At 60.9% G+C, this 12,452-nt stretch carries 17 protein-coding genes; 6 read left to right on the top strand and 11 right to left on the bottom strand.

What is annotated here, in order from left to right:
- Positions 1-38: 38 nt before the first annotated feature.
- Genes murI through VJX68_RS03255 form a run of 8 tightly spaced genes read right to left on the bottom strand, consistent with a single transcriptional unit; the run spans position 39 to position 5,573 of the window.
- A complete protein-coding gene (gene murI, locus VJX68_RS03290) occupies positions 39-911 on the bottom strand; it encodes a glutamate racemase (protein WP_324094221.1) in 873 nt (290 codons plus the stop codon).
- A gap of 1 nt (position 912) precedes the next feature.
- Positions 913-2,007: a spore photoproduct lyase family protein gene (locus tag VJX68_RS03285; RefSeq protein ID WP_324094220.1), complete on the bottom strand. Its 1,095-nt coding sequence runs from the start codon at positions 2,005-2,007 to the stop codon at positions 913-915.
- A complete protein-coding gene (locus VJX68_RS03280) occupies positions 1,997-2,548 on the bottom strand; it encodes a hypothetical protein (protein WP_324094219.1) in 552 nt (183 codons plus the stop codon). Before VJX68_RS03280 ends, VJX68_RS03285 begins: the two co-directional genes overlap by 11 nt.
- The gene (locus tag VJX68_RS03275) at positions 2,538-3,446 is read right to left on the bottom strand and encodes a glycosyltransferase family 2 protein (RefSeq protein ID WP_324094218.1); all 909 of its coding nucleotides are present in this window, start codon (positions 3,444-3,446) and stop codon (positions 2,538-2,540) included. The genes VJX68_RS03280 and VJX68_RS03275 overlap by 11 nt, the downstream gene beginning before the upstream one ends.
- A complete protein-coding gene (gene yihA, locus VJX68_RS03270) occupies positions 3,443-4,042 on the bottom strand; it encodes a ribosome biogenesis GTP-binding protein YihA/YsxC (protein ID WP_324094217.1) in 600 nt (199 codons plus the stop codon). Before yihA ends, VJX68_RS03275 begins: the two co-directional genes overlap by 4 nt.
- Positions 4,042-4,398: a DUF309 domain-containing protein gene (locus VJX68_RS03265; protein ID WP_324094216.1), complete on the bottom strand. Its 357-nt coding sequence runs from the start codon at positions 4,396-4,398 to the stop codon at positions 4,042-4,044. The genes yihA and VJX68_RS03265 overlap by 1 nt, the downstream gene beginning before the upstream one ends.
- Positions 4,399-4,430: 32 nt before the next feature.
- Positions 4,431-5,024, bottom strand: coding sequence for an SRPBCC family protein (locus VJX68_RS03260; RefSeq protein WP_324094215.1), 594 nt, complete (start codon positions 5,022-5,024; stop codon positions 4,431-4,433).
- 18 nt (positions 5,025-5,042) lie between these two features.
- Positions 5,043-5,573, bottom strand: coding sequence for a YbhB/YbcL family Raf kinase inhibitor-like protein (locus VJX68_RS03255; RefSeq protein WP_324094214.1), 531 nt, complete (start codon positions 5,571-5,573; stop codon positions 5,043-5,045).
- 291 nt (positions 5,574-5,864) lie between these two features.
- On the opposite strand from VJX68_RS03255, the gene VJX68_RS03250 reads away from it, so the two are divergent.
- The 5 genes from VJX68_RS03250 to VJX68_RS03230 all read left to right on the top strand — a co-directional run bounded on the left by VJX68_RS03250 (position 5,865) and on the right by VJX68_RS03230 (position 9,213).
- On the top strand, positions 5,865-6,089 hold the full coding sequence (locus tag VJX68_RS03250; RefSeq protein ID WP_324094213.1) for a helix-turn-helix domain-containing protein: 225 nt from the start codon (positions 5,865-5,867) through the stop codon (positions 6,087-6,089).
- 171 nt (positions 6,090-6,260) lie between these two features.
- Positions 6,261-6,908, top strand: coding sequence for a TetR/AcrR family transcriptional regulator (locus VJX68_RS03245; protein ID WP_324094212.1), 648 nt, complete (start codon positions 6,261-6,263; stop codon positions 6,906-6,908).
- Complete coding sequence (locus VJX68_RS03240) at positions 6,905-8,053, top strand: LLM class flavin-dependent oxidoreductase (protein ID WP_324094211.1); 1,149 nt, start codon at positions 6,905-6,907, stop codon at positions 8,051-8,053. Before VJX68_RS03245 ends, VJX68_RS03240 begins: the two co-directional genes overlap by 4 nt.
- 23 nt (positions 8,054-8,076) lie before the next feature.
- Complete coding sequence (locus VJX68_RS03235) at positions 8,077-8,934, top strand: LLM class flavin-dependent oxidoreductase (RefSeq protein WP_324094210.1); 858 nt, start codon at positions 8,077-8,079, stop codon at positions 8,932-8,934.
- Between the two features lie 24 nt (positions 8,935-8,958).
- Positions 8,959-9,213: a hypothetical protein gene (locus tag VJX68_RS03230; RefSeq protein ID WP_324094209.1), complete on the top strand. Its 255-nt coding sequence runs from the start codon at positions 8,959-8,961 to the stop codon at positions 9,211-9,213.
- 86 nt (positions 9,214-9,299) lie between these two features.
- Here VJX68_RS03230 and fsa read toward each other — a convergent pair whose 3' ends face one another.
- The 3 genes from fsa to VJX68_RS03215 are packed head-to-tail and all read right to left on the bottom strand — an operon-like array spanning position 9,300 to position 11,670.
- Complete coding sequence (gene fsa, locus VJX68_RS03225) at positions 9,300-9,950, bottom strand: fructose-6-phosphate aldolase (RefSeq protein ID WP_324094208.1); 651 nt, start codon at positions 9,948-9,950, stop codon at positions 9,300-9,302.
- Entirely contained in the window at positions 9,947-10,498 is a 552-nt protein-coding gene (folK, locus tag VJX68_RS03220; RefSeq protein ID WP_324094207.1) for a 2-amino-4-hydroxy-6-hydroxymethyldihydropteridine diphosphokinase, read from the bottom strand. The genes fsa and folK overlap by 4 nt, the downstream gene beginning before the upstream one ends.
- Positions 10,499-10,506: 8 nt before the next feature.
- Positions 10,507-11,670: an LL-diaminopimelate aminotransferase gene (locus VJX68_RS03215; protein WP_349255880.1), complete on the bottom strand. Its 1,164-nt coding sequence runs from the start codon at positions 11,668-11,670 to the stop codon at positions 10,507-10,509.
- A 249-nt stretch (positions 11,671-11,919) separates the two neighbouring features.
- Here VJX68_RS03215 and VJX68_RS03210 point away from each other — a divergent pair, with 249 nt between their 5' ends.
- Positions 11,920-12,441 carry a cytochrome c3 family protein gene (locus VJX68_RS03210; RefSeq protein ID WP_324094205.1) on the top strand — a complete coding sequence of 174 codons (522 nt, stop codon included), beginning with the start codon at positions 11,920-11,922 and terminating at the stop codon, positions 12,439-12,441.
- Positions 12,442-12,452: the final 11 nt, after the last annotated feature.

Raw genomic sequence — 12,452 nt, 5'->3', positions numbered from 1 at the left:
ATCTTATCGGGAAATCGGACGACAGGAGAGGGGCTTCGCTAGCGCTCAATGCGGACGGCGGACTCTACCTGCGGGCCCAGAAATCTGCGGCCGACGCGGACGAAGCGGTCGGGAGTCTCGGTGACGAAGAAACTCTGACTGCCGTGGCCGATGCGCCTGGCGAGCTTGAGCGTCCGCAGCCGATCGCGAACGTCGGCGGCGGTCGCAGTCGCGGAATCCACGATCTTAACGCGGGGCCCAAGAATTCGCGCGAACATTTCGCGCAGCAGAGGATAATGCGTGCATCCCAATAGTAACGTGTCGATGCCGCTCTGCTTGAGGCTCTCGAGGTAGTGGGCGACGGTCAGTTCCGCCACCGCGTTGTCGGTCCATCCTTCCTCGGCCAGCGGCACCAGCAGCGGGCACGCACGAGTGTAGATTTCCGCGCGCGGGCTTAACCGCTGGATCGCGCGTGTGTACGCGCCCGACGCGATCGTCGCCTCGGTGCCGATCACCCCGATCTTCAAGTTGCGCGAGGCCCTAACCGCCGCGCGCGCGCCCGGCTCGATCACGCCGATGACGGGCACCATCGTGTCCGACGCGATCGCGTCGAGCGCGACCGCACTGGAAGTGTTGCACGCGACCACCAGCATTTTGATTCCCTTGGCCAGCAGGAAGCTGGTGTTCTCCTTCGAGTAACGGACGATGACCTCGTTGGATTTCGTGCCGTAGGGGAGCCGCGCCGTGTCGCCGAGATAGATGAAGTCTTCGTTGGGCAGGGCCGCAGTCAGCGCTTTCAGCACGGTGAGTCCGCCGATGCCGGAATCGAAGACGCCGATGGGCCGGTCGATCGCCGCGCGCGAGCCGCGCAGATTTCCGTTTGAAGCGGCGATCGAACTTGGGCGTGCCGTAGATTTTTTTCGTCCTGGCATCTTATCCGCGCGCGAGGCGCTCGCCGATTGTAGCCGGTCTCGAGGGCGGCGCGCCAAAGACGTGTTCGTGGACGCTGGCCGGTTCCATGCACAGGTACGCGGGGATTTCCGCGCCCACCTTTCGGAAACGCTCGGCAAGCGTGCGGTAGAGACTCAGCCGCAACGGCGTGAAGGTTCGGAAGCGGCCGTCGGACGCGAGCACGTCCTCGCCGCATAGCATCGGATCGCCGGGAAAACGGCTGCGCGCGGCACCGCGCAACCGCGGCGTCATCCGCAGGCCGCCCATGCTGATGAACGAGATTTGCTTGGGCGGGACGTTGTCCAGCAGATCGTCGATCAACAGCAGGTAGTCGCGCTCGGCATCGGGATACGCGATCAGCGGATCGAAATGGAACGCGACGCGGTAGCCGGCGTCGAGCACGGCGCGCGCCGCCGCGATTCGCGCCGCGGGCGAGGCGGTGAGATGCTCGGAGCTGCGATAGACGGCGTCCGGCGATAGCGTCCACGAGACCAGCACGCGGCCGCGGGGGTCCATCGCAAGAAGATTTCCGATTTCGTCGGTCTTGGTCTTGAGCTCGAGCGTCAGATTTTCGCGCGCGGCGAAAAAATTGATCAGGTCGCGGCTGATAGCGGTGAGCGAGTCGAACGCGAGCGAATCCGCCAGCTCGCCGGTGCCGACGCGAAAGCTGCGCCCGCGCGCGTTGTCGGCGAGCCGGTCAAGCTCGTCGAATGAATCGGTGTAGTTCGCATACACCTGGAAACTGGGATTGTCAGCCAGATATTCCTGCAGAAAACAGTACGAGCAATCCATCGGGCAGTTCGACGCGAGCGTGAGTACGAGGTATCCGCAGCATGCGAACTTCGAGGAACCAGCGGGACACGGTATCAGGAACGGAGTCTTGCGGCGCGCGATCACAAGCCGGCGTTTGCCGGCCCCGAACGGATCGCGCGCGCCGGATACAGGCTTGGTAGCTCCGCGCGCGTCGGGTAGATGCGTCACGGGCACGTCGCGCGGAAGCGCGCGAAGGACGCGCGTCGCGAGTGCGGAATCGGCGCATTCCCCTTCGACATGGACGGCGTCGAGATCAAATTTCATTCTTTTCACGTTTGCCGCCGAGCATTTCAACAATCCGCGTCAGTCCGGCGCGCTTTCGATCGAGCGCTTCAAGCAGATGCGCCAGTTCAGCGCCACTCCGCACCCGAAGCGAAACCGTGAGCTCATCAGAGCCAAGCTCTTTGGGCAAGTCCAGAGAAATGCCGCGTGGAAGGTTCAGGGCCGAGACTTCAGCGCGCAGATCGTCCTGCATTTCTTTTAAGAGCGGGTAGCGAAGCGCGCGAAGTTGCTCCAGGAGCGCGCTCGCGCGCGACGGCGCGGAGCCGGAACGGCGGGAGATGCGCCGAATTTCGGGATGGTCGAGAACGGCGGCGACAGTGACGTGCTCGCGCACAGCGATCTCTTCGAGCGTGTCGAGCGCGGCAACCAACTGCCCGGTGCGAAGCCGCAATGTGTTGGCGATTTCGAGCATCGCGGCGCGCGATGGTTGGTCCATCGCGAGCCATCGCTCTAGATGGCTCGGCGGCAGCCGTCGCTCGGCAGCGATCGCCCGAATCTGCGCGTCGATCTCGTCAGCGTTCATGTGGAAATTCGCGAAGCATGGATTGCATCGATTCAAGTGCGCATCCGATTTCAGGAACCGGGCGCGTATCCCAGCCGTGCGCGTGGTCGGCGACCCATTCGTACAGGCAAGCCTGATCGATTCTGCCCCGCCGCCGGAGGCCGCGCGCGTAGATGCGGCATTTTTCGGCGAGCGCTTCGACGACTGCGGTTCGCCGCGCGGGAGACAGCCGGTCGCCGGCGAGCAATTTTGCGAGCGCTAAAACGCGGAAGCGATCGAGGGCGGGAGTCTTCGCCGAGAGCTGATCGGGGCGCCCGCCCCGGCGCGTGACCAGCGGCTCGTCGAGCAGGCCGGCGTCATGGTCGATGAGAATTCGCAGCCACAGATCGTAGTCTTCGGCGGCGGTCATGATCTCGTCGAAGCCGCCCAACGAGCGGAAGAGATCGATCCGCATCATCACCGCAGAGGTGGTGATCAGGCAGGTGCGGAGCGAGTCGATAAAAATATCGCCGGCGCGCTTGCAATGGCGGACTCCGGGAGCCACGCGGCGTCCGTTGCGGATCCAGATTTCGTTGGTCTGCGAGATCGCGCAGGCGGGATTCGTGCGCATGAACACGAGCTGGCGTTCGAGCTTGGCCGGCGCCCACAGATCGTCGGAATCGAGGAATGCGATCAAAGGCGCGCGCGCCATCGCGACGCCGCGGTTTCGCGCCGCCGCGGGACCGCGATGATCGATGTGCTCGAATCGAATGTTTTTGGCGAGCAGCGTCAGGTGTTCCGCAGTTCCATCGGTCGAGCCATCGTCGATGACTATCAACTCGAGCGCGTTAGCCGATTGGGCGAGAACGGAATCGATCGCCTCGAGCAGCATCGCGCGCCGATTGTAGGTCGGAATGATCACCGAGACTTCGGGAGTCATCGCGCCACCGCGCGTTTGACGTGGTCGGAGCGATCAACGGCGAGGATTCGGCGGCGCAGGTCGTCGATTCCTTCGCCGGAAGTTGCCGAGCAGAAAATCGGCGCAACGTGCATCGAGTCGAAACGTTTGAGTGCGGGGGCGCGGTCCGAGCGGCGCAGCTTGTCGCACTTGGTCGCGACTGGAATGACTTCGATGCCGCGCTCTGTGGCCATCGCAGCCAGATCAAGTTCGTCGGGCTGAGGACCGCGGCGGCAGTCGATCAGAATCGCGATGGCGGCGAGGTTGGCGCGGCCGTGGATATATTGGTGCATCATCGACGCGATCTTGGCCGCGTCCTCGTGACTCATTTTCGCGTAGCCGAAGCCGGGCAGGTCGCACAGCGCGAGCGTGCCGCCGACCGCGAAGAAGTTGAGGCATCGCGTGCGGCCGGGAGTTTTGCTGGTGCGCGCGAGGCCCTTAACTGCCGCTAGCGCGTTGAGCAGCGAGCTCTTGCCGACGTTGGATCGGCCCGCGAGCGCGACCTCCGCGCGTTTCCATCGCGGGCATCCGTCGAGCGCGAATGCGGACGCCACGAATTCCGCGGAGAAGGGAATCATCAGCCTTCGAGCTCGATGCGCGGCGGGATGACGGTGGTTGCCGGGGAATCGAGGCGCGCCAGTTCCGCCGTCAGCGCGCTGCGAAACTCTCGGAGCTTGATGCCGCGATGGCGGTCGGGATATGGCGCGAGAAATTTCAGCGCGGCGCGCAGATGCAATCGAGCGCTGGACAGTTCACCGTCGCGGAGTTTGTGATTGGCGACCGACGCGCGCAGCAGCCCGAGGCAGAAGTCCCAATCGTTGGTGTCGTCTTCGAGCAGATTCATCGCATCTTCCATCGCTTCGTGCGCTTCGAAAAATTCGCCGCTATTGAACAGCTCGACGCCGAGGGCCAGCTGCGCGTCGATTTCGTTCATCCTGATGCTCGCGCGAAAAGGAGGACCGATGCTCAGTCGTCGTCGTTGTCGGGATCGTTCGCGGTCTTGATGTTGAGTTGGCGCTTCAAGGTCTCGAGCTGCGAGACAAAGATACCGCGAATGACCTGCTTGATCACGCCGTCGGGGACAGGAAGCGACTGCAGCATATGGGTGTTCTGATGGTAGTCAATAAACGTGCTCGCCCCTTCATCGGAAAGCTGGTACACGGCATGGGTCTCGAGCATCGGATTGTTGACGGTGTTGTAAACGATCTTCTTCTCGTCGGGCAGGTACTCGAACTGGAGCTCGGTGGTAATCACCTGTCCGCCCGGTCCCGCGATATCCATGTCGACAGTCTTTTTATTTCCGCTCTGCGACACGACACGCACTGACTTGACCTGGTCGCTGTGAGTGTTTTCGACGTTGCGAATCGTGTCGAACACGGTCTGCTCGGGAGCCGGGATGCGCGCGGTGAAGTCGGCCTTCCAGACGTCGCCGTCATGCGTGATGTCCTCGGTGAGGAGGCCGGCCTGCAGCGCGCGACGTAGTTGATAGTAGTGCCATCCGACGATCGCGACAACCGCGAGCACAATCACTCCACCCAGGATTTTGAGTACCGTCTTCATCGTTGAATCCGCTTTACCTCATCGTTCGAATGTGCCGACCAATTCCGCTGTCGCGAGGACGTGACCTCTCATCGCGGACTCGACGGCGGCCGCATCTGCTTTGTCACCGGGAGTCAACGCCGAGTCAAGCGCGAAGAGACGGAAATGATAGTGATGCATTTTCCCCGGTGGTGGACACGGTCCATTGTAGCCGAGATGATCGAAGCCGTTGACTCCATTTGTTCCGCCGTCCGCAATTTCAGTGGTTTGCGGCACGCCTGCGGGCAGTGAGGTTTCGCGAGCCGGGATATTGTACGCCACCCAATGAATAAATGTGCCACCGGGAGCGTCGGGATCTTCAAAGATCAACGCAAACGATTTTGTCGATTGCGGCGCGTTGCTCCACGCGAGTGCGGGGGATTGGTCGGCGCCAGTGCATGCAAAGTCCGCGGCAATCGCGGCTCCGGGAGCGATCGCCGGGCTGGTTAGCGCTAGCTGGGCCTGGGCTGGACCAACATGAGCAAATGTAGTAAAAATGAGTGCAATTGAGATTCTCCGCAGATTTGACATACTTATGATCATTTCAAGGCTCGCAGAGGCAGTTTAGAGCTTTGACGTGCATTTTGTATGGATATCTTTGCAAGTAAGAAGTGACTTCCTACATAGCAAAATAAGGAAAAATAGCGAAAAGTATCAGAAATCCTCTTAGGCTGCTCTTGACCGCCAGCGATGATTTTGAGACTTTCTAAGAGACTCATGGTGGGCGTAAGGGGCGGATGAACCATCAGTTGAACGATGCGAAAAAAGGCATCAAATCCAGGCAGTAGGCGGCAGACGGGGCTTACGTTACCGGGAGATATCATGGCTAATGAAGCAAAGTATAGCTTGCCGCGCGTGATGACGGTCAAGGAATTGTCCGAATATCTGCGCGTGCATCCATCAACAATCTACAAGCTGCTGCGTCGCGGAGAGCTTCCGGGATTCAGGATCGGCACCGACTGGCGTTTCAACGCCGAGGTGATAGATCGCTGGTGCCTGGAGCGAAACATGAAAGGTCCGGACGGCGGCACTTCCAGCCAGAACTGACGCACCTGATAGTCTAGTCACCTGCGTCCGACAGCGCGGACGCGGAATCGGAATAGTATCCGTCGCAGGATAGTTGCGCGCTTCAATTTGAGGCGCGCTTGTTTCACCTCGCAGTTGCGCCTCGCCCTTGACCTTTGCACCCGCAGTGCCTCACCATACCGATCGTTCAGAATGATTTCACCAGCTCGCAAGAATGCGGCGCCGGCTCCGCAGCCGGTGCGTCGGCGCGGCTCGCTCGACCAGGTGGTGATCGATGCGGCGATGGATCTGTTCGCGTCGTACGGATATCGCGGCACCTCGCTGGCGCGAATCGCGCGCGCGGCGGGCGTCACCAAGGGCGCGCTGTATTGGCACTTCGCCGACAAGGAAGAATTCTTCATCGCGGTCGTCGCCAAGGTGCTTGGTGAATGGGAACTGGTTTTCGAGAAATCGGCGCACGCGACGAATGCGGTCGAGTTCCGCGCGGAGTTCGGGCGGATGTTCGATACCATGGCGGCGCTCAACGAGAAGAATCCGTGGGTCAGCCGGCTGCTGCTGATCATCGCGCTCGAGTCGCACAAGATTGGGCCGCGCGTGCTGCGCTCGATGCGCAAGGCGAACTTGCACGGCATCGCGAGCTTTCGCGAACTGGTCGAGCGCGGGCAGCGGCTTCTTATTTTTGACGCGGCGCTCGATCCGGGCTGGGCGGCGACGCAGATTTTCTCGAGTTACCTTGGACTCGCGATGCTCTGGTATCTGCACGGGCCGCGCTTCGATTTGCGCCGCTCGCTGCACCGACAGGCGCGCGAGTTCATGCGCCAATGGAGCATCGCCAAGTGAAGGCGGGACTCATTTACGAAATCGAGTCGGTCAAGCCGCACGCTGCCGATCACGAATATCGTGTGTTCTGGGAAACCATGGAGCAGATCGAGCTGGCGGATCGGCTCGGCTTCGACTCGGTGTGGACCGTCGAACATCACTTCCTGAACGAATTTTCGTACTGCTCGGCGCCCGAAGTTTTCCTCGCTTGCGTTACGCAGCGCACCAGGCAGATTCGGGTCGGCCACGGCGTCGTGGTGCTGCCGTTCAACCATCCGATCCACGTTGCGGAACGGATCGCGGTGCTCGACATTATGTCGAACGGGCGCGTCGAGTTCGGCACCGGGCGCGCGACCACGATGGACGAGTTACTCGGTTTCGGCGTGCGCCCCGAAGAGACACGGCCGCGATGGGCCGAGGCGGTCGAGGCGATCCCTCGGATGTGGCGCGAAGATCCGTTCACGATGCATGGCAAGTACTGGACCGTCGAGCCGCCGGTCTCCGTGATTCCGAAGCCGATTCAAAAACCGCATCCTCCGATCTGGGTCGCGGCGACGAATCCCACCACGTTCGAGCTCGCCGCGGAGCGCGGGCTGGGGGTGCTTTGCTTCACGCTCGGCGTCGAGCTCGCGCAAGTAGCGGAGCGAATCAACGTCTATCGCGCGGGAATCAAGAACGCGCGGCCGGTTGGGCAGACGATTAACAACCAGGTCTCGATGAACATCATGGGTCTCGTCGGCGACGACCCTTACGAGGCCGAGCATATCGCGCGCGAAGCGGTGTTGTGGTACGTGCGCAAGGGTTTCGAGCTGGTGTCGAGCGTGGCGGCGGCGAGCAAGACCGACGACTCGTACAAGTATCTGAAGACCGCGTCGAAGTTCGATCCGGCGAAGTTCACGCTCGACTACTACGACTTCCTGAAAGACGGCGATCTGATCGCGGTCGGTGCGGCTGACGAGGCGGTGCGCGTCGCGAAGCGTTATCGCGAGCTTGGCGCCGACCAGGTTTTATTTTTTCTGCAGTACGGCGGTATTCCGCACGATCGCATCATGAAGTCGATCGATCTCATCGGCCGTCACGCGCTTGGCGAGATTCATTCGTGGAAAACGCCGGGCGGAATCACGGCAGCACAACCCGCCGCGCGCCCGGAAGCGGCGCACGCCTGAAATACTGACGGAGGAACGAGTCGATGGAATTTGCGCTGCAGTACGAGCTTCAGCGGAGCCGCCCGCATTACCCCGGCTTCATGTACGACATCTACCAGCAGGCGACTGAGCAGGTGAAACTCGCGGACCGCCTCGGCTACCATTCGGTCTGGACGGTCGAGCATCATTTTCTCAGCGAATGGTCGTACTCGTCGGCGCCCGAGGTCTGGTACGGCGCGCTCAGCCAGGTGACGAGCAGGATTCGGCTCGGCCACGGCATCTGCCTGCTGCCGATCCCGTTCAACCATCCGGTGCGGGTGGCAGAGCGAATCGCGGCGCTCGACATCATGTCGAATGGGCGCGTGGAATTCGGCTCGGGCCGCTCGATCACCGAGCAGGAACTCGGCGGCTTCCAGGTCAACCCGGAAGATTCGCGCGCGATGTGGGAAGAGTCGGTCGCGGCGATCCCGAAAATGTGGATGAATGAGACGTTCAGCCACGACGGCAAGTTCTTCAAGATGCCGGAGCGCGAGGTGATCCCCAAACCGATCCAGAAACCGCATCCGCCGATGTGGGTGGCGGCGACGCAGCCTTCGACCTGGGAAATCGCGGGTCAGAAAGGAATCGGCGCGCTCGGCTTTGGAATTTCCGAGCCGGGGATGCTCGACAAGCTGATCGCGATTTACAAGAAAGCGATCAGCACCTGCGAGCCGGTCGGCGCGTTCGTGAACGATCGCACGGCCGCGGCGACGGTGTGCGTATGCGCGCCGACGCGCGAGGAAGCCAAGGTGACCGCGAAGGACGCGATCGATTTCACCACGCGCAAAGCTGCGGAGCTGTTCACGCCTTTCGCCAAGCAGGAAGTGAAGGGCTATGAGTACTACAAGAAGATGGCGGAGTAGGCGGTTGCAATCGGCGACTACCGGATGTCGCTCGCGGATCTGGACAAGCGGATCGAAGCGGGCGCCGTGATGGTCGGCGATCCGGAAGACTGCCTGAAGGTCGCAAAGTTTTACGAATCGGCAGGAATCGATTTGCTCCTGATGCTGGTGCAGGTCGGCGCGGTGCCGCAACGAAAAGGTGATGCAGACAATCGACCTGATCGGCAAGCACGTAATGCCAAAGCTGAGCCAGAGCTCAAAGGCGTTCCAGGCGGAATCCGCGGCCGCACGCTGAACTAGTACCATCCTTGCGGAGTTCGTCTCACTCCGGTCCATACAGGTTCACGGGCGAGGCAAAGAGCGCTGCGGACGCGGAGCCGCGCGATTCAGATCTTCTGGTTGGTTTTGCGCCAGTCGGCCAGGAAGCGTTCGAGGCCCAGATCTGTCAGCGGGTGGTGCAGCGTCTGTTTGAGCACTGCAAACGGGACTGTTGCGATGTCGGCGCCTACTTCGGCTGCGCGCAGGAGGTGAGTTGTGTTGCGGACCGAGGCTACCAGGACTTCGGCTGGGTAGTCGTAGTTCGAGAGGATTTGCAGCATCTGCGCTACGATTTCGAAGCCGTCCTGGCCGATGTCATCGAGGCGTCCGATGAATGGCGACAGGAACGAGGCGCCTACCTTTGCGGCCGCTAATGCCTGGAGCGGGGTGAAGATCAGAGTTACGTTTACGCGGATGCCGCGCTTGGCGAGAGCGTGGGTGGCTTTGAGGCCCTCCACTATCATCGGACATTTTACGACGATGTTCTTGTGGAGCTTGGCGAGTTTCTCGCCTTCATCGATCATCGCGGACGCTTCAGTCGCTACTACTTCCGCACTGATTGGGCCGTCGACGATCTCGCAAATCTCCTTCAGCACGTCGTGATATGGACGTCCGGTTTTCGCCATCAGCGATGGATTGGTGGTGACGCCGTCGATTAGTCCCCAGCTGGCGGCCTCGCGGATCTCGGCGACTTCTGCTGTATCGATAAAGTATTTCATCGGGATGCCTCTTTTTTCGTGGGTTGCGGCCTCAGCAGGTCCGCTCTCGCAAGGGTAACACGAAATGGCGACTTGAGTCCCGCCAACATTTCGGAAATGGACGCGTTGAGTTTCGGATGGATGAGCGCGGGCGCCAGTTCGCTCATCGGGGCAAGCACAAAGCGGCGCTCATGAAGGCGCGGATGCGGCACTTTCAGAATACGCGTGTCGATGGTTTCTTTGTTGAAGAACAGTAAATCGAGATCGATGATTCGCGGGCGGTACTTGCCGCGCGTCTGCTTGCGTCCCTTGACGCGCTTGCGGCCCATGATGCGCTCGAGTGCGAGCAGGCGGCGCATCAGGACTTCGGCGGATAGCTCGGTCTCGACTTCGATGACGCCGTTGAGGAACGCGCCCTTGAGATCGCCCATCGGCTCGGTCTCGTAGATCGAGGATTGGCGCACGACCCTCGTGTCCGGGATCGACGCGATCCGTTGAATCGCCTCGCGATAATTGGCGGCTCGATCGCCTAGATTACTGCCTATTCCGATGAAAGCCCGATTGGGCATCCCCGCCGTTACAACCGTAGCGCTTTTAGTCGGTCCACCGCCTCGACCAACCGCCCGCTCGTGAGCGAAAAGCGGACGCATCCCTCACCACCCTTGCCGAACCCGGAGCCGGGCGTAATAGCGACACCGGCTTCCTTCAATACGCGCTCGGTAAATGAAACCGAGGTGTAGCCACGCGGAACTTTGGTCCAGATGTAGAACGTCGCGCGCGGATTCTCGCATTCGAGGCCGAGCGCGCGCAGCGCTGTGACGAGCAGGTCGCGGCGTTCCTTGTAGATAGCGCAATACTCGGCAAGCTTGTCGCCGTCGCCGCCTTCCAGCCCGGTGATCGCGGCTTCCTGCACGGCCTGGAAGACGCCGGAATCCATGTTGGTCTTGACCTTGCCGAGCGCGCCGATCAAATCCGCGTTGCCGATTGCGAAACCGACGCGCCACCCGGTCATCGAGAAGGTTTTGGAGAGCGAGTGGAATTCGATGGCGCAATCCCGCGCGCCGTCGGCCTGGAAAACGCTTGGCGAGCGATAACCGTCGTAGGCGATTTCGGAGTAGGCGCTGTCGTGCGCGAGGATAATGTCGTGCTTGAGGCAGAATTTGACGGCGTCCCAGAAGAAAGAAAGCTCAACGGTCGCCGCTGTAGGATTGTTGGGATAGTTCAGCCAGAGCATCTTCGCGCGGCGCGCGACCTCAGCGGGGATCGTGGCTAGATCGGGAACGAATGCGTTCTCTCTTTTGAGCGGCAGAAAATACGGTTCGCCGCCGTTGAAGACGCATCCCGAGTAGTAGACTGGGTAACCGGGATCGGGAATCAGCACGATGTCACCGGGATCGACGACGGCGGTCGAGAAGTTAGCGATACCTTCCTTGGAGCCAATCAGAGCGCAGACTTCTCGCTGAGAGTCGAAGCCGACGCCAAAACGGCGCCGGTACCATTGCGCGGAGGCCTCGCGAAATTGCGGCAGTCCTTCGTAGTCAGGATAACGGTGGTTCTTGGGGTCGTCGGCGGCGCGCTTGAGGGACTCGACGATGTGGCGCGGAGTCGGCAGGTCGGGGTCGCCAATCGAGAGACTGATAACGTCAACGCCTTTGCTCGCGACCTCCTTCTTCAGGCGGTCAAGTTCCGCGAAAAGGTAGGGCGGCAAAAATCTTAGTCGGGAAGCAGTCTTGATTTGCACCTGTCGAAACAGCCTTAGACCACGATGAACTACTCGTAAGTAACATACTTTCCACACCGCCGGAACTACCTGCCGCAATAAATCGTCGTTCTCGCACAATGGGAATCCACAGGCGGGCGCGACGATCTGAGGGTCGCGTACAGCCGGTAGCATTAACTTTACTTGATTGAGAACGATCGTATTGTTAGAAATTTTAACTATCGCGTGGTGGCGCAGTGGCGCTCTTTGGGATTATTCACAAGCCTGATCGTGAGCATAAACCGGATAGTGCTGCTGCTTGCCATCTCGATGCTCGTTCTGGGCGCGGCAACCATTGCTCTCTCGCAGCGGCCGTGGGCGCCGCGGGCGGACGTCGTCCAGCCGATACCTTTCAGCCATCGGGTACACACCGGAGTGAACAAAATTCCCTGCCAGTATTGCCATGCCTATGCGGGGCGATCGTCGGAACCGGGGATTCCCGCAGTCGCGCGATGCGTGGGATGTCACGGCAACGGGATTGCGGGCGGGGGAATCCAGCCGGTGATGCGGCCGTGGACGGACGATACGCCGGCAGCGTTCGAGATCCAGTGGAATCGCGTATACACACTGCCTGACTTCGTGCGCTTCACGCATCGACCGCATATTCATGCGGGTATCGAATGCCAGAGTTGTCACGGCCCGGTGCAAACGATGGATCGTGTCGTGCCGGTGCATGAGATCAACATGGGATTTTGCGTGGACTGTCATACCGAGAAAAAGGCGACGCTCGACTGCGTGGGCTGTCATCACTGAGTGAGGAATCG

It is taken from the genome of Binatus sp. (SeqCode), from assembly GCF_035272065.1.
In the GTDB taxonomy this organism is placed as follows: domain Bacteria; phylum Desulfobacterota; class Binatia; order Binatales; family Binataceae; genus Binatus.
Note: the sequence above shows the minus strand (reverse complement) of the source record. Positions and strands in the feature narration are given on the sequence as shown.

Bases quoted from the DNA above. Each gene is read 5' to 3' on its own strand.
- VJX68_RS03230 (WP_324094209.1), top strand. From the start codon at position 8,959: ATGTCGCTCGCGGATCTGGACAAGCGGATCGAAGCGGGCGCCGTGATG.
- fsa (WP_324094208.1), bottom strand. From the start codon at position 9,950: ATGAAATACTTTATCGATACAGCAGAAGTCGCCGAGATCCGCGAGGCC.
- VJX68_RS03265 (WP_324094216.1), bottom strand. From the start codon at position 4,398: ATGAACGAAATCGACGCGCAGCTGGCCCTCGGCGTCGAGCTGTTCAAT.
- VJX68_RS03245 (WP_324094212.1), top strand. From the start codon at position 6,261: ATGATTTCACCAGCTCGCAAGAATGCGGCGCCGGCTCCGCAGCCGGTG.
- VJX68_RS03235 (WP_324094210.1), top strand. From the start codon at position 8,077: ATGGAATTTGCGCTGCAGTACGAGCTTCAGCGGAGCCGCCCGCATTAC.
- VJX68_RS03260 (WP_324094215.1), bottom strand. From the start codon at position 5,024: ATGAAGACGGTACTCAAAATCCTGGGTGGAGTGATTGTGCTCGCGGTT.
- VJX68_RS03255 (WP_324094214.1), bottom strand. From the start codon at position 5,573: ATGTCAAATCTGCGGAGAATCTCAATTGCACTCATTTTTACTACATTT.
- folK (WP_324094207.1), bottom strand. From the start codon at position 10,498: ATGCCCAATCGGGCTTTCATCGGAATAGGCAGTAATCTAGGCGATCGA.
- yihA (WP_324094217.1), bottom strand. From the start codon at position 4,042: ATGATTCCCTTCTCCGCGGAATTCGTGGCGTCCGCATTCGCGCTCGAC.
- VJX68_RS03285 (WP_324094220.1), bottom strand. From the start codon at position 2,007: ATGAAATTTGATCTCGACGCCGTCCATGTCGAAGGGGAATGCGCCGAT.
- murI (WP_324094221.1), bottom strand. From the start codon at position 911: ATGCCAGGACGAAAAAAATCTACGGCACGCCCAAGTTCGATCGCCGCT.
- VJX68_RS03275 (WP_324094218.1), bottom strand. From the start codon at position 3,446: ATGACTCCCGAAGTCTCGGTGATCATTCCGACCTACAATCGGCGCGCG.
- VJX68_RS03250 (WP_324094213.1), top strand. From the start codon at position 5,865: ATGGCTAATGAAGCAAAGTATAGCTTGCCGCGCGTGATGACGGTCAAG.
- VJX68_RS03280 (WP_324094219.1), bottom strand. From the start codon at position 2,548: ATGAACGCTGACGAGATCGACGCGCAGATTCGGGCGATCGCTGCCGAG.